General features: G+C 41.9%; 13 protein-coding genes, 1 rRNA gene and 2 riboswitches. Of the genes, 1 reads left to right on the forward strand and 13 read right to left on the reverse strand.

All coding sequences use genetic code 11. The features are described from left to right. Positions 1 to 16 precede the first annotated feature (16 nt). The 12 genes from purH to ACQ5H4_RS17880 form a co-directional block, all read right to left on the reverse strand. On the reverse strand, positions 17 to 1,552 hold the full coding sequence (purH, locus tag ACQ5H4_RS17825; RefSeq protein WP_430776336.1) for a bifunctional phosphoribosylaminoimidazolecarboxamide formyltransferase/IMP cyclohydrolase: 1,536 nt from the start codon (positions 1,550 to 1,552) through the stop codon (positions 17 to 19). After that, positions 1,530 to 2,132 (reverse strand): phosphoribosylglycinamide formyltransferase, encoded by a 603-nt coding sequence (gene purN / locus ACQ5H4_RS17830; RefSeq protein WP_430776337.1) that lies wholly within the window; start codon positions 2,130 to 2,132, stop codon positions 1,530 to 1,532. Before purN ends, purH begins: the two co-directional genes overlap by 23 nt. A gap of 12 nt (positions 2,133 to 2,144) precedes the next feature. Next, positions 2,145 to 3,170: a phosphoribosylformylglycinamidine cyclo-ligase gene (gene purM / locus ACQ5H4_RS17835; RefSeq protein WP_430776338.1), complete on the reverse strand. Its 1,026-nt coding sequence runs from the start codon at positions 3,168 to 3,170 to the stop codon at positions 2,145 to 2,147. A gap of 104 nt (positions 3,171 to 3,274) precedes the next feature. Then, positions 3,275 to 4,687 carry an amidophosphoribosyltransferase gene (gene purF / locus ACQ5H4_RS17840; protein ID WP_430776339.1) on the reverse strand — a complete coding sequence of 471 codons (1,413 nt, stop codon included), beginning with the start codon at positions 4,685 to 4,687 and terminating at the stop codon, positions 3,275 to 3,277. Beyond that, a complete protein-coding gene (gene purL, locus ACQ5H4_RS17845; RefSeq protein WP_430776340.1) occupies positions 4,672 to 6,891 on the reverse strand; it encodes a phosphoribosylformylglycinamidine synthase subunit PurL in 2,220 nt (739 codons plus the stop codon). Before purL ends, purF begins: the two co-directional genes overlap by 16 nt. After that, positions 6,875 to 7,558, reverse strand: a complete 684-nt coding sequence (gene purQ, locus ACQ5H4_RS17850; protein ID WP_430776341.1) for a phosphoribosylformylglycinamidine synthase subunit PurQ — start codon at positions 7,556 to 7,558, stop codon at positions 6,875 to 6,877. The genes purL and purQ overlap by 17 nt, the downstream gene beginning before the upstream one ends. Beyond that, entirely contained in the window at positions 7,555 to 7,809 is a 255-nt protein-coding gene (gene purS / locus ACQ5H4_RS17855) for a phosphoribosylformylglycinamidine synthase subunit PurS (RefSeq protein ID WP_119706435.1), read from the reverse strand. The genes purQ and purS overlap by 4 nt, the downstream gene beginning before the upstream one ends. Then, positions 7,802 to 8,521: a phosphoribosylaminoimidazolesuccinocarboxamide synthase gene (gene purC / locus ACQ5H4_RS17860; protein WP_430776342.1), complete on the reverse strand. Its 720-nt coding sequence runs from the start codon at positions 8,519 to 8,521 to the stop codon at positions 7,802 to 7,804. Before purC ends, purS begins: the two co-directional genes overlap by 8 nt. A 71-nt stretch (positions 8,522 to 8,592) precedes the next feature. Next, positions 8,593 to 9,885: an adenylosuccinate lyase gene (gene purB, locus ACQ5H4_RS17865; protein ID WP_160548542.1), complete on the reverse strand. Its 1,293-nt coding sequence runs from the start codon at positions 9,883 to 9,885 to the stop codon at positions 8,593 to 8,595. A gap of 3 nt (positions 9,886 to 9,888) precedes the next feature. Further along, positions 9,889 to 11,043 (reverse strand): 5-(carboxyamino)imidazole ribonucleotide synthase, encoded by a 1,155-nt coding sequence (purK, locus tag ACQ5H4_RS17870; RefSeq protein ID WP_430776343.1) that lies wholly within the window; start codon positions 11,041 to 11,043, stop codon positions 9,889 to 9,891. Then, on the reverse strand, positions 11,030 to 11,518 hold the full coding sequence (purE, locus tag ACQ5H4_RS17875; protein ID WP_430776344.1) for a 5-(carboxyamino)imidazole ribonucleotide mutase: 489 nt from the start codon (positions 11,516 to 11,518) through the stop codon (positions 11,030 to 11,032). Before purE ends, purK begins: the two co-directional genes overlap by 14 nt. A gap of 123 nt (positions 11,519 to 11,641) precedes the next feature. Further along, positions 11,642 to 11,743, reverse strand: a riboswitch (purine riboswitch). A gap of 85 nt (positions 11,744 to 11,828) precedes the next feature. Then, complete coding sequence (locus tag ACQ5H4_RS17880; RefSeq protein WP_119706431.1) at positions 11,829 to 12,029, reverse strand: NETI motif-containing protein; 201 nt, start codon at positions 12,027 to 12,029, stop codon at positions 11,829 to 11,831. A gap of 157 nt (positions 12,030 to 12,186) precedes the next feature. Beyond that, positions 12,187 to 12,316, forward strand: a riboswitch (cyclic di-AMP (ydaO/yuaA leader). A 114-nt stretch (positions 12,317 to 12,430) separates the two neighbouring features. Here ACQ5H4_RS17880 and ACQ5H4_RS17885 point away from each other — a divergent pair. Next, positions 12,431 to 14,257 carry an APC family permease gene (locus ACQ5H4_RS17885; RefSeq protein WP_430776345.1) on the forward strand — a complete coding sequence of 609 codons (1,827 nt, stop codon included), beginning with the start codon at positions 12,431 to 12,433 and terminating at the stop codon, positions 14,255 to 14,257. A gap of 589 nt (positions 14,258 to 14,846) precedes the next feature. Here the strand turns inward: ACQ5H4_RS17885 and rrf are convergent. Continuing rightward, positions 14,847 to 14,950: ribosomal RNA gene (gene rrf / locus ACQ5H4_RS17890) — 5S ribosomal RNA — on the reverse strand; the annotation flags it as partial.

Below are 14,950 nucleotides of genomic sequence, written 5' to 3' on the forward strand. Positions count from 1 at the left end.
ACCCCCATCCTGAAAATTAGTGTTTAAAATGTCTAACTCCAGTGAATACCATCGCAATTCCGTACTCATCTGCTTTTTTCACTGAATCTTCATCACGAATCGATCCACCCGGTTGAATAATCGCTGTAATTCCAGCCTTTGCCGCTGCTTCAACGGTGTCATCCATTGGGAAGAATGCATCCGAAGCAAGTACCGCACCTGTTGCCTTTTCTCCTGCTTGTTCTAAAGCAATTTTCGCTGCACCTACACGGTTCATCTGACCAGCACCAATTCCAAGGGTCATGTCAGCATCGTTCACCACGATCGCATTTGATTTCACATGCTTAACAACCTTCCAACCAAGCTTAAGTGCCTTCCATTCCTCTTCACTTGGCTCACGCTTCGTTGCTACCGATACAGTCGCATCTTCTAGTGTAAAACGGTCTTGATCTTGAACAAGTAATCCGCCTTCAATCGACACATGCTTGTTTTCTACCTTTGCTTTTTCATCAAACGGAATCGTTAACAAGCGTAGATTCTTTTTGCTAGTTAATACCTCTAAAGCTTCCTTTGAATAAGAAGGAGCAATGATAATTTCTAAGAAGATTTCATGAAGCTTTTCAGCGGTTTGTTTATCCACTTCACGATTCAAGGCAATAATTCCACCAAAGATCGATACAGGGTCAGCAGCAAACGCCTTTGTGAATGCATCATAAACATCCGTTCCTGTTCCAACACCACAAGGGTTCATATGCTTAACGGCAACAGCTGCAGGCTCCGTAAATTCTTTTACGATTTGTAGAGCTGCATCCGCATCATTAATATTGTTATATGATAACTCTTTGCCATGAAGCTGAGTGGCATTAGCAATCGAGAAAACAGAGCCAAGTGGCTTACGATAAAAAGCTGCCTTTTGATGTGGATTCTCTCCATAACGAAGGCTTTGCTTTAATTCATAAGTAACCGTCATTTTTTCTGGATTTTCTTCACCAGCAAGATCTGTCATATATTCAGCGATCATCGCATCATATGCAGCTGTATGTCTAAATACCTTGGCAGCAAGCTTACGACGTGTCGCTTTCTCTACATCACCAGAAGCTTTTAGCTCTTCTAGTACCACTTCGTAATCAGTAGGGTCAACAACTACAGTTACAAACTCGTGATTTTTGGCTGAAGCACGAAGCATCGTTGGTCCACCGATATCAATGTTTTCGATTGCATCTTCTACTGTTACATCCAGTTTTGCAATCGTTTGTTGGAACGGATAAAGGTTCACACATACGATTTGGATTGGATCAATTTTATGCTCAGCTAGTTGCTTTTGGTGGTTTTCATCTGAAAACTTGGCTAAAAGGCCTCCGTGAATGTATGGGTTAAGTGTTTTTACCCGGCCCTCAAGAATCTCTGGAAACCCTGTTACATCGCTTACGCTAATAACCGGAACACCCGCTGCCTGTAAAGCATTCTTTGTTCCTCCAGTAGAAATTAATTCATATCCTAATTCACTTAAATGACGGGCAAACTCAACAACCCCAGTTTTATCAGATACACTAATTAATGCTCGTTTTTTCACTTTCCGTTCTCCTTTCACCCTTTAAAAGCTCGCTGATTACTGCTGGATAGAGCTTGTGCTCCACCTCATGTATTTTTTTCTGTAAACTTTCCTTTGTTTCTCCCTCATCAACAACAACTGCCTGCTGAGCGATAATAGGACCCGTATCCATCCCTGCATCCACGTAATGTACCGTTACTCCGCTCTCTTTCACATTGGCTGCCAACGCTTGACCGATCGCATCTTTACCTGGAAAAGCTGGCAACATCGATGGATGGATATTGATGATTTTTCCTTCAAAATCAGTTAACAAGGTAGGACCAATTAATCTCATATATCCCGCTAATACCACAAGATCAATGTTTTTCTCTGTAAGAAGAGCACAAATCTCTTGCTCATACTCCGTTTTTGAAGGATAGTCCTTCGCCCGAAACACAAACGTCGGAACGCCTGCCTCTTCTGCTCTTTGAATGGTGTACGCACTCGGTTGGTCACATACTAACAGCTGCACCTTTGCGACGAGCTCGCCACATTGAACCGCTTCTAAAATCGCACCAAAATTACTGCCCGAGCCTGATGCAAATACAGCAATATTTTTCATACTGTCCCTCGCTTACCTAATGTGTATTCCCTCTTGGCTTGATACCGTTCCGATTGCATAAGCTTTTTCTCCACTTTCGTTAAAGAAACGAATCACGTCGTCTGCAATCTCCTTATCCACTGCTACTACCATACCCGTACCCATATTAAAAATATTATACATTTCCTTGCGATCAAGCTCACCATACTTTTCAAGCAAATTAAAAATCGCTGGTACCGTCCAGTTTGACTCTTCTAAGTCTGCTCCTAATCCTTCTGGAAGCATACGCGGGATATTTTCTACAAAACCACCGCCAGTTATATGAGCCATTCCCTTAATCTCAAACTTCTTCAATGCAGCTAAAAGGGGCTTTACATAGATTTTTGTTGGCTGTAGCAATTCTTCACCAAGGGTAGACCCGAGCTCATCTACGTACTGAGTAAGGTCAAGTCCTGCTTTTTCTAACAATACTTTACGAACTAATGAAAAGCCATTGCTGTGTAGACCGCTTGATGCAAGGCCGATTAGAACATCACCAGATTTGATCGACGCACCGTTTACTAATGCCGACTTTTCGCAAGCACCGACTGAGAATCCAGCAAGGTCATATTCTTCTTCACTGTACATACCAGGCATTTCCGCTGTTTCTCCACCAACAAGTGCGCAACCAGCTTGTTCACAACCGTCCGCAATTCCCTTAACAATTGCTTCAATCTTACTAGGCTCTGCTTTTCCGCAAGCAATATAATCTAAAAAGTAAAGTGGCTCTGCCCCTTGAACAACAATATCGTTCACACACATGGCCACAGCATCAATCCCAATTGTGTCATGCTTATCGAGCATGAACGCAAGCATTAATTTCGTTCCAACGCCATCCGTTCCAGAGACGAGCACCGGCTCCTTCAGGTTTAGACTCGAAAGATCGAACATACCGCCAAACCCACCTAAGCCTCCAAGCACGCCTGGACGAATGGTACGCTCTACATGCTTTTTCATACGGGAAACAGCTTCGTATCCAGCCTCAATATCTACCCCAGCTTGTTTATAAGCATTTGCCATTGTAAAAACCCTCCATAGAAAAGCGCAAGCGTCTTATTTAGACGCCGGTGCTAGTTTCGAATTAAAAATATGTTCCAAAGAAAAGGCAGCATGTGCTGCTGCCATTATTTGACCGTTTCTAGTGTTAGTTCCGTTGGATAAATTTCCGTTGGGTATTTACCAGTAAAGCAAGCTAAGCACTGTCCGCATTGATCCTCTCGCGGATCCTTCCCGATCGCTCCAAGCATTCCCTCCACACTCAAGAATGTGAGCGAATCCGCACCAATCATCTCTCGAATTTCTTCAGGCGAAAGCTTAGAAGCAATTAACTCTTCTCTTGTAGATGTATCAATTCCATAGAAACACGGATTTTGAATCGGAGGAGAACTAATGACCACATGTACTTCCTTCGCTCCCGCTTCCTTCAACATCGTGACGATTCTACGGCTTGTTGTCCCTCTAACAATCGAATCATCCACCATAATAACACGCTTGCCCTCAACCACTCCACGAACAGGAGAAAGCTTCATCTTCACTCCCTGTTCACGCAAAGTTTGTGATGGCTGAATAAACGTACGGCCCACATAACGGTTTTTAATTAAGCCCATTTCATAAGGAATACCCGATTGTTCTGCATATCCAATCGCGGCTGAAATACTAGAATCAGGCACACCCGTTACGACATCCGCTTCAATCGGCACTTCTAAGGCAAGCTTTTTCCCCATTGCTTTTCTTGCCGTATGCACATTAATTCCTTGAATATTGCTATCCGGTCTTGAAAAATACACATATTCCATCGTACACATTGCTTGGTTCGATGCATGTGAATACATTTCTGAATGTAAGCCATTTGCATTAATGGTAATTAACTCACCTGGCAATACATCGCGAACGAACTCGGCACCTACTACATCAAAAGCACAAGTCTCTGAAGCCACCACATACGCGTCACCCAATTTGGCAATGGATAATGGTCGCATGCCGTTCGGGTCAAGGGCTACCATTAATTCATTTTCCGTCATGATTAAGAAGGCATATGCCCCTTTTAACATCGTTAAAGCCGTTTTCACACGGTCTTTAATCGATGAAAATCCACCGCGACGAATTAAATGTGCAAGCACTTCTGTATCGGAACTCGTTTGAAAAATACTTCCTTGCCCCTCAAGTTGAAGCTTCAGCTGATTCGCATTCACAAGGTTTCCATTGTGTGCAAGAGCAAGACTGCCCGTCTGTGAGTTGAAGAGAAGCGGTTGAACATTCTCATAACCGCCTCCTCCAGCTGTCGCATAACGAACATGCCCAATTGCCGCATTTCCCGTCATTTCTTCCATCGCCTTGGCCGTAAAGATCTCCGCAACAAGACCTTCGCCTTTTAAGCCCTTCAATCTCTGTTGATCAGAAACGACCATTCCCGTTCCTTCCTGACCACGATGTTGAAGGCTATGCAATCCGTAATACGTGAGTTGTGCAGCGTCCGTATGGCCCCAAATACCAAAGATACCACACTCTTCATTTAACCCCTTTAGCTCAGCAAGCATGGGATTGCCCCTTTCCAAGCCTTTTCTAGCGTAGAAACTGGTTGTGAAACGACCAATTCATCACCACAAGTTATTTTTAAATCAGACGTATCTGTTACTGTACCGATATAAGTTGCATCTACTAAGCTCTCAAATTGAGCTTGATTTTCTTTTTTCACTGTTAATACGAAGCGAGATTGTGACTCACTAAATAGTGCTGTTGTTGCTTCGCCTTGAAGGGTCACCTCTGCTCCTAGGTTTTCGCTACCCATTAAGCTTTCAGCAAGTGCGACTGCAACTCCACCTTCAGACACGTCATGAGCAGATGCTACTACTCCTGCACGAATCGCTGAAAGAACTTGCTTTTGAGCCTTCTCTTCTACTTCTAGGTTCAGTTCAGGTGCTTTACCAAAGATTTCGCCGTTTGTAAGCTTTTGCAGCTCACTTCCACCGAATTCTGGCTTCGTTTCCCCTATTAAATAGATTAGGTCTCCCGCTTCTTTAAAGCTTTGTGTCGTAATATGATCGATATCTTCCACTAATCCAACCATTCCAACAACCGGTGTTGGGTAAACAGCCGTTCCACTTCTTTCATTGTATAGTGACACGTTCCCACCGATTACTGGTGTGCTTAACACGTTACACGCTTCGCTCATTCCATCAACCGATTTTTCAATCTGCCAGAAAATTTCTGGCTTCTCTGGATTTCCGAAGTTTAAGCAGTCCGTGATTGCAAGTGGTACCCCACCAGAAGCAACGATATTACGTGCCGCTTCAGCCACCGCGATTTTTCCTCCTGTTTCTGGATCCAAGTAAATGTAGCGAGAGTTACAGTCCGTTGTCATGGCTAATGCTTTTCTAGTTCCGCGAATACGCACGACTGCTGCATCGCTTCCTGGTGCTACAACCGTACTTGTACGAACCATATAGTCGTATTGATCGTAAACCCATTCTTTGCTTGCGATCGTCGCTTGCTTAAGAAGGTTCACTAACGTTTCGTTATGATCTTTAACTTCTGGTACTGTGTTCTCCATCGCTTGGAACTCACGGAAATACGCAGGTTCAGCTGATGGCTTGTGGTAAACTGGTGCTTCTTCTGCAAGAGCATCTGCAGGAACATTCGCAACCACTTCACCGTTATGAATTAAACGAAGCATTTTGTCATCTGTCACAACACCGATCGCAACTGCATCTAAATCGTACTTAGCGACAATATCCACAATTTCTTGTTCGCGGCCCTTTTCAACAACGATAAGCATACGCTCTTGAGATTCAGAAAGCATCATTTCGTAAGCTGTCATGCCTTTTTCACGCTGTGGTACAAGATCCATATTCATTTCTATACCAGATCCCGCTTTACTAGCCATCTCCGCTGATGAGCTAGTAAGACCCGCAGCTCCCATGTCTTGAATCCCAACAAGAGCATCACATTTGACCAACTCAAGGCAAGCTTCTAAAAGCAGCTTCTCCATAAATGGATCTCCTACTTGAACGGCTGGACGCTTCTCATCTGATGTCTCCGTTAGTTCTTCTGATGCGAACGTAGCACCATGAATTCCATCACGACCTGTTTTTGCTCCTATATACATAACCGTGTTACCAACACCATGCGCTTGACCTTTTTTAATATCCTTATGGTCAATTAAGCCGACACACATAGCGTTAACTAGTGGGTTACCTTCGTAGCAAGCATCAAACTGAATTTCTCCACCAACCGTTGGAATACCGATACAGTTTCCGTAACCCGCGATCCCTGCAACTACTTCTTTAAATAAATATTGAACACGGCTCGATGCATCTAACTCACCGAAACGTAGAGAATTTAACAACGCGATTGGTCTAGCACCCATAGAGAACACGTCACGGATAATTCCGCCAACCCCTGTAGCTGCTCCTTGGTAAGGCTCGATAGCTGATGGGTGGTTATGACTTTCAATCTTAAAAACTACCGCTTGTTCGTCACCGATATCCACGATCCCTGCACCTTCTCCAGGACCTTGAAGAACACGTGGACCTGATGTTGGGAACTTGCGAAGAACCGGCTTTGAGTTCTTGTAGCTACAATGCTCTGACCACATAACAGAGAACAAACCTGTTTCTGTGTAGTTCGGCGTGCGTCCAAGAATGTCTTCTACCATTTGAAATTCTTCGTCAGACAAGCCCATTTGTGAATAAATTTTCTCTTGTTTAATTTGCTCCGGACTTGGCTCAAGCTTTAACAACATGTGAGTCCCTCCATTGTTTAACGATCGATTGGAATAACTTTACTCCGTCTGCTCCACCTAATAGCTCATCAACAGCTCTCTCAGGATGTGGCATCATTCCTAGTACATTTCCTTGTTCGTTCATAATTCCCGCGATATCTTCTAAACTACCGTTAGGATTATTCGTATATGTGAAAACGATCTGCTTGTTTTCTTTTAATCTAGCTAATGTTTCTTCATCACAATAATAGTTTCCTTCACCATGAGCGACAGGAATTTGGATGGTTTCTCCTTGCTTATAGCTACCAGAGAACATCGTTTCATTGTTTTCTACACGAAGCTCAACATTTTTACAAATGAACTTTAAGCTTTCGTTACGACGCATAGCTCCTGGTAGTAAACCTGCTTCTAATAAAATCTGGAATCCGTTACACACGCCTAATACTGGCTTCCCAGCTTCAGCTGCCTTCACAACTTCCTTCATCACATTACTGAAGCGAGCGATGGCACCTGTACGAAGGTAGTCACCGTAAGAAAATCCACCTGGTAAAAGGATGGCATCAAATCCGTCTAAGTTTGTTGCGTCATGCCATACATATTCTACTTCTTCTCCTAGTTCATCTTTAATCGCATGATACATATCGATGTCACAGTTTGAGCCAGGAAACACGATTACCGCAAATTTCACTGTGCAACACACTCCTCAATCTCATAGCGATAGTCTTCAATAACCGTGTTAGCTAGGATTTTTTCACATACTTCTTTTACTACTTCTTCTACATCACGATCTGATTTTTCTACTGTTAATTCCATATATTTTCCGATACGAACATCTGATACCGCCTGATAATTTAACGAATGTAGTGAATGAACAACAGCTGTTCCTTGTGGATCTAATACACTCTCTCTTAACGTTACAAACACTTTAACTTTATACATGTTGTGGTCCTCCTAATTTTTCAAGAATTGTTTCATATGCATCCGTTAAACTTCCTAAATCGCGGCGAAATACATCCTTATCAAACTTTTCATTTGTGACTGCATCCCAAAGGCGGCATGTGTCAGGCGAGATTTCATCAGCAAGTAATAATTCTCCTGCAGCATTCTTCCCGAATTCTAGTTTGAAATCGATTAAGCGAATTCCTAGCTCTTTGAAAAAGCTTGATAAAGTCGCATTTACAGTCAGTGCTTTTTCCTTTAATTGCGCTACCTCTTCAGGATTGGCAAGCTTTAATTCTTCTACATGATCATCTGTGATAAGCGGATCACCTAATGCATCATCCTTTAAATAAAACTCCACTAATGGCTTTGACAGCTCCTTGCCTTCTTCTACTCCAAGTCGTTTTGAAAAACTTCCAGCTGCCACATTACGAACGACTACTTCAATAGGAACAATCTCCACCTTTTGAACAAGCTGCTCAGTCTCAGAAAGGCGCTTTACAAAGTGAGAAGGTATACCCGCGTCATGAAGCTTTAAAAATAACAAACTAGTAATCTCGTTATTCAAGCGACCCTTCCCATCGATTGTTGCCTTTTTTTCACCATTAAAAGCAGTAGCTGAATCCTTGTACTCAATCCAAACAATTTGTTCATCATCCGTTTTGTACACCCGTTTCGCCTTGCCTTCGTATAATAAGGAACCTTTTTCCATTAGCAATCGTACCTCCTGAATCGGAATATTGGCAATTTTTTGAGTAGAAGCGCCGCTGGGACGCTTCCTTCTTATAGACCTAAACGTTCAAAAATGGTATCTACGTACTTGATATGGTAGTTGTAGTCGAAGCAATCATCGATTTCAGCTGGGCTTAACTTGCTTGTAATCAGTTCGTCACTTTCGATAAGTGAGCGGAAATGAACTTGCTTTTCCCATGCTTCCATTGCTCTTGGTTGAACCGTATCATATGCTTGTTCACGAGTTAATCCTTTGTCGATTAGCGCAAGAAGAACACGTTGTGAGTAAATCAAGCCAAGTGTACGATCCATGTTTCTCTTCATATTTTCAGGGAAGACCGTTAAGTTCTTCACAATGTTTCCAAAACGGTTCAACATGTAGTTTAGTGCGATTGTTGCATCTGGAAGAATGACTCTTTCAGCAGATGAGTGTGAAATATCTCTTTCATGCCAAAGCGAAACATTTTCGTAAGCTGTCATCATGTATCCACGAATCACACGAGCAAGTCCTGTCATATTTTCAGACCCAATTGGGTTTCTCTTATGTGGCATAGCCGAAGATCCTTTTTGGCCTTTTGCGAAAAATTCTTCCACTTCACGCGTTTCACTCTTTTGTAATCCACGAACCTCAGTTGCAAATTTTTCAATTGAAGTAGCAATAAGAGCTATCGTGCTCATATAATGTGCATGACGGTCACGCTGTAAGGTTTGTGTAGAAATTGGAGCTGGCTTAATGCCAAGCTTTTCACAAACATATTTTTCTACGAACGGATCAATGTTTGCATACGTTCCAACTGCACCAGAAATTTTCCCATATTCGATGCCTTCAGCTGCCTGCTTAAAGCGATCCAGATTACGCTTCATCTCTTCGTACCAAAGAGCAAGCTTTAAACCAAATGTCGTAGGTTCTGCGTGTACTCCGTGTGTACGTCCCATCATAACGGTATGTTTATGTTCCTGAGCTTTATTTTTTAAGATCTCCACAAAGTTCTCTAAGTCTTTTAAAAGGATATCATTTGCTTGCTTAAGCATATATGATAGTGCCGTATCGACCACATCAGTGGAAGTTAGTCCGTAATGTACCCACTTACGCTCTTCTCCAAGCGTTTCAGAAACTGCTCTAGTAAAAGCAACTACGTCATGACGTGTTTCTTGTTCAATTTCATTAATACGGTCAATATTGAAGGAAGCATTTTGGCGGATTTTTTCAACGTCCTCTTTTGGAATTTCACCAAGCTCTACCCATGCCTCACATGCAAGGATTTCTACTTCTAGCCAAGCCTTAAAGCGATTTTCCTCTGTCCAAATGGCTCCCATTTCCGGGCGTGTGTAACGATCAATCATGTTTTATCCTCCGATCAATTCTTCAGTTTTACTCCAGATCCCACTGTCTTCAATCTCTGCTAGTGCTTCTTCTACGTTTTCACGAAGCAAGGTAATATGCCCCATTTTCCGCTTAAACTTCGGTTCAATCTTTCCATAAAGATGAATTTTCCAATCCGTTACGGAAGGAATGGCTTGAAGCACAGCTTCTTGATGTTCTCCTAAAATATTTACCATCACTGCTGGTTTTAAGAGAGTCGTACGTCCTAACGGCAAGTTACATACCGCACGCACATGCTGTTCAAACTGTGACGTTTCACAAGCTTCAATCGTGTAATGACCTGAATTATGAGGTCTTGGTGCAAGCTCATTGATATAAATATCGTCATCTTTTGTAAGAAACATCTCAACCGCTAGAGTGCCGACCAACTGTAGGGCAGATGCCAACTTTTCAGCAAGCTCTAATCCTTTTCCAGCTGCATCCCCACTTATTCGAGCCGGAACAATGGTCTCATGTAAAATATTGTCTCGATGTATATTCTCTCCAATTGGGAACACTTCAGTCTGCCCACTTGCACTGCGGACAACAATTACTGAAATTTCCTTTTCAAAAGGAATCCACTTCTCTAACACACATGAACCATGTTCTAGTAACTTCTCAGCCAATGGCAGATCCTCTTCTGTCTTGATGACCAGTTGACCTTTGCCATCGTATCCACCAATAGCTGTCTTTAAAACAGCAGGATATCCAAGCCTTTTTATATTATCATAAATGTCTTGTGCAGATAGAATGACCGCATAAGGAGCCACTTTCACCCCAGCCTTTTCAATGGCCGCTTTTTCGGTGATTCGATTTTGAGTGACCTCTAGCAATTGAGTTCCTTGTGGAACATACGCATGCTCTGCCAGCCATTTTAAAGCTTCTGCATCAATATTTTCAAACTCATACGTGATGACATCACTCACACTCGCAAGTTCTTTAATTGCCTCAAGATCGTTATACCCTGCCACGATGCTCATATCTGATACTTGGCCACAAGGTGAATCCACTGCAGGATCAAGGACCGCCACTCGGTATCCTTGAGCTTTTGCCGATAAGGCCATCATTTTGCCTAACTGTCCACCACCGATAATCCCAATCGTTTGTCCTGGCAAAATCACTGGATTAGACAAGCTCATCACTACTTTCCAAAACGGTTTGTTTGGTTGCTTCTCTTTTTTCATGAAGCTTTAAAGCTATCTCTTCGTTAAAGGCTCCTAATATTTGAGCGGCAAGCAAGCCCGCATTTGTCGCACCAGCTGTTCCAATTGCAACGGTTGCTACTGGAACTCCTCCTGGCATTTGTACAATCGAGAGTAGGGAGTCTAATCCGTTTAACGCCCTTGATTGAACCGGAACACCAATAACCGGTAAAGTCGTTTTTGCTGCCACCATTCCTGGAAGGTGTGCTGCTCCGCCTGCTCCTGCAATAATTACCTTTATTCCGCGTTCTCGAGCCGTTTCTGCATATTCAAACATCAAGTCCGGTGTTCGATGGGCAGATACCACCTTTTTCTCGTAAGGTATATTTAAATCGTCTAGCACGGTACACGCTAGTTTCATAGTTTCCCAATCAGATTTGCTTCCCATAATAATTCCAACTTGTGCTTCCACTGTACCCCTCCTAGCTAAATAATATAAAAAGCCCACACAGATTCTTTCCATGATGAGGAAAGGAATCTGTCCGGGCTTGTTCATACAAGATGGAAGAGACACAAAAGAAGCGCCTCTTACTCCGGGCATATCACATTTCCTCATAGTCCGATCATTTACGGTAATCGGGTAGAAACTTATGGGCCATATTCCCATTATTATACGAGGGCTATTTCTGAATTTAATCTCATGTCTATATTACAATCTGTTATATAATCTGTCAATGAAATTGTCGAACGTTTATAATTTATGTATAGTTAATGTTCGTGTTTTACTCTATTAACCGTGCTTCGAATACAATTTTCCTTGCGATCGGCTCATAAGAAACCTCACCAGCCTCTTTTACCTCTTGAAAAACTGGCTTTTCTGTCCGCTTTACAGGAGTATACCCTTCTTTCGCCATTCGTTCAAGACAATCACTTAATGTTTCGTTTTCCTCAACTTCAAAAATGGCTTTTTTTGGTTTTGTCATGTTACATGGTCCTTTCAATGTCCTTTAATAGTAACCTATTATACCCATTTATACGTTGTAATAGAAGTCTACTTTGTGCTTACCTGCGGACAAAAATCGTTAACAAAATTTTCATTTACATTTTTATATGGTGGGAGTATGATAATCAAAGTTTCATATTCTTAAATCGCTGAAACCATTGGTACGGGGGACCCAAAACGTCCTGGGGTGAATCCTTTTCATAGGTAGGGCTACTCATGAGGCCCGAATCCGACAGCTAACCTCGTAAGCGTTTTTTGAGAAGGAAGGTGGAGCTTGTGGAGCAAAATTGCTAATGTCTACAAGTCTTATTTCGTGATGACTTTGTAGGCTTTTTTTTGTGGATTTTTTTCATTAAATTTTGCTAGATGGTGGTGTAAAACATGATCTCTTCTATTAAGAGATTCCTTATTGGCAGACCGTTGAAGTCTGACCAGTTAGGTGAACAAAAGTTAAATAAAACAAAAGCGTTAGCGATTTTATCATCGGATGCTTTATCATCCGTGGCCTATGGACCAGAGCAAATCCTTATTGTTCTCGTTTCTATAGGAGCCATTGCTTTTTGGTATTCTATTCCCATTGCAATTGGCGTTCTTCTTTTATTAACAGCCTTAATATTATCTTACCGACAAATCATTTATGCCTACCCTCACGGTGGTGGTGCGTATGTGGTATCTAAAACCAATCTGGGAGTAAACCCAGGGCTAGTGGCCGGAGGGTCCTTATTGGTAGACTATATCTTAACAGTCGCTGTAAGTGTTTCAGCAGGTACAGATGCAATTACTTCAGCCTTCCCAGCTTTACATGACTATAATGTGGAGATTGCGATTGTATTTGTTATCTTTTTAACACTTCTAAACTTAAGAGGCGTAACCGAATCTGCCTCCATTCTTGCTTATCCCGTTTATTTATTTGTTCTAGCCTTATTTATCTTAATTGGAGTGGGTTTGTTTAAGGTGGTGACAGGTCAGGTACCTCCTGAACTGCATACGCCCATTGGAACACCGGTAGCAGGAATTAGCTTATTCCTTTTACTTAAGGCCTTTGCATCAGGTAGCTCTGCGTTAACAGGTGTCGAAGCCATATCAAATGCCATTCCAAACTTTAAAGATCCTGCACCAAAAAATGCAGCAAGGACACTCATACTAATGGGTACATTGCTAGCGATTTTATTATCTGGAATTGTCGTTTTAGCTTATTATTACGGCATTACACCAAAAGTAGAAGAAACCGTCGTCTCACAAATTGCTAGCCAAACCTTTGGTCGAAGCTTTATGTATTTCTTCATTCAAGGGACCACTGCGTTAATCTTAATACTAGCAGCAAATACAGGATACTCAGCGTTCCCTTTATTAGCTGTAAACTTAGCCAATGATAAATTTATTCCTCGTATGTTTACACTTCGAGGCGATCGATTGGGCTATTCAAATGGAATTATGATTTTAGGTTTTGCATCTATCTTGTTAATTATTACTTTTCATGGTCATACTGAAAATTTAATTCCATTATATGCTGTTGGTGTCTTTATACCATTTACCCTTTCTCAAACTGGAATGATGGTAAAATGGATTCGCGAAAAGCCAACCGGCTGGATAGCAAAGCTCGCGATTAATACAACTGGCGCGCTTATAAGTTTCGTAGTTACCATGATGTTCTTTATCACAAAGTTCAGCCAGGTATGGCCGGTACTTGTTTTTATTCCAGTGATTGTACTGATCTTTCATAAAATTCATAAGCACTATGAGAACATTGCGGATCAGCTTCGTGTCACCACTTGTGAAGCCGCACTTCCTATCGAAGGAAATGTCATCATCGTACCAGTGGCTGGCATTACTCATGTAGTGGAGAATTCCATTAACTATGCTAAATCACTATCAGCAAGCCAGGTCATTGCGGTGTATGTAGCCTTTGACCGGGAAGAAGAAAAACGCTTTGAGGAAAAATGGAAAAAATGGCAGCCTGACGTACGATTGGTCACCTTACATTCTCATTATAGAAGCATTATTCACCCACTCACCAAATTTGTCGACACTGTCGAGCATAAAGCAAGTGAGTCCAACTACCGGGTAACTGTGTTAATCCCACAGTTCATCCCGAAAAAAGGCTGGCATAATATGCTTCACAACCAATCCAGCCTGTTGATTCGTTCCTTCTTGCTTTATAGAAAAAATGTGATTGTTTCGACACTGCCGTATCATTTGAAGCATTAGGTGAGGTTGGTTGGAAAAAGCCCGGGTTCTGATACCTGTCACTTTTTATAAAAATATTTTGAAAATCCACTTATATTTGTTATACATTTTGTCCTGCAAAATGCAGGGCTTTTTGTTATGTAAGAATATTACAAAGTACCTATAAATAAAGCATTTTATGGCCAGAGTACAGTTATAAAACTGATGTTGATTTTACTGAGTTTGAAAAATAAACGGAAAAATTCCGTTTAAATTGGGAAATACCCATATTTCCCTAAAAATAAGCGGAGTTTTTTCGCTTATTTGATCCAAATTTTTGAATTTTGGCTTATTTAGAACAGTTAACCGGAATTCCTCCGCTTATCTCTGCTTTTTAAGCTTCCTCTGTATACATTAGCCGGAAATACTCCGCCTATTATTTCTCTTACCTTTCAATGAATAATTACAGAGCGGGCAGATAGAGTCCTTCTATTGACCATTTGAGGCAACTAGAGTTGCTTAAGGGTAAATAGAGCCTTTCTAATTAACCTTCAAAGACAAAAATACGAGCATACAGTCAATTAGAAACACACACAACAAAAAAAGCACCCACCCAGGTGCTTTTTTCATTGCCTAGCGACGTCCTACTCTCACAGAGGGAAACCCTCAACTACCATCGGCGCTGAAAAGCTTAACTTCCGTGTTCGGTATGGGAACGGGTGTGACCTTTTCGCT

The organism is Bacillus coreaensis (assembly GCF_050586445.1).
GTDB classification, from domain to species: Bacteria; Bacillota; Bacilli; order Bacillales; family Cytobacillaceae; genus Robertmurraya_A; species Robertmurraya_A coreaensis.

Coding starts and splice junctions, on each gene's coding strand:
- purF (WP_430776339.1), bottom strand. CDS start 4,687: ATGCTTGCTGAGCTAAAGGGGTTAAATGAAGAGTGTGGTATCTTTGGT.
- purL (WP_430776340.1), bottom strand. CDS start 6,891: ATGTTGTTAAAGCTTGAGCCAAGTCCGGAGCAAATTAAACAAGAGAAA.
- ACQ5H4_RS17885 (WP_430776345.1), top strand. CDS start 12,431: ATGATCTCTTCTATTAAGAGATTCCTTATTGGCAGACCGTTGAAGTCT.
- purB (WP_160548542.1), bottom strand. CDS start 9,885: ATGATTGATCGTTACACACGCCCGGAAATGGGAGCCATTTGGACAGAG.
- purM (WP_430776338.1), bottom strand. CDS start 3,170: ATGGCAAATGCTTATAAACAAGCTGGGGTAGATATTGAGGCTGGATAC.
- ACQ5H4_RS17880 (WP_119706431.1), bottom strand. CDS start 12,029: ATGACAAAACCAAAAAAAGCCATTTTTGAAGTTGAGGAAAACGAAACA.
- purS (WP_119706435.1), bottom strand. CDS start 7,809: ATGTATAAAGTTAAAGTGTTTGTAACGTTAAGAGAGAGTGTATTAGAT.
- purN (WP_430776337.1), bottom strand. CDS start 2,132: ATGAAAAATATTGCTGTATTTGCATCAGGCTCGGGCAGTAATTTTGGT.
- purC (WP_430776342.1), bottom strand. CDS start 8,521: ATGGAAAAAGGTTCCTTATTATACGAAGGCAAGGCGAAACGGGTGTAC.
- purK (WP_430776343.1), bottom strand. CDS start 11,043: ATGAGCTTGTCTAATCCAGTGATTTTGCCAGGACAAACGATTGGGATT.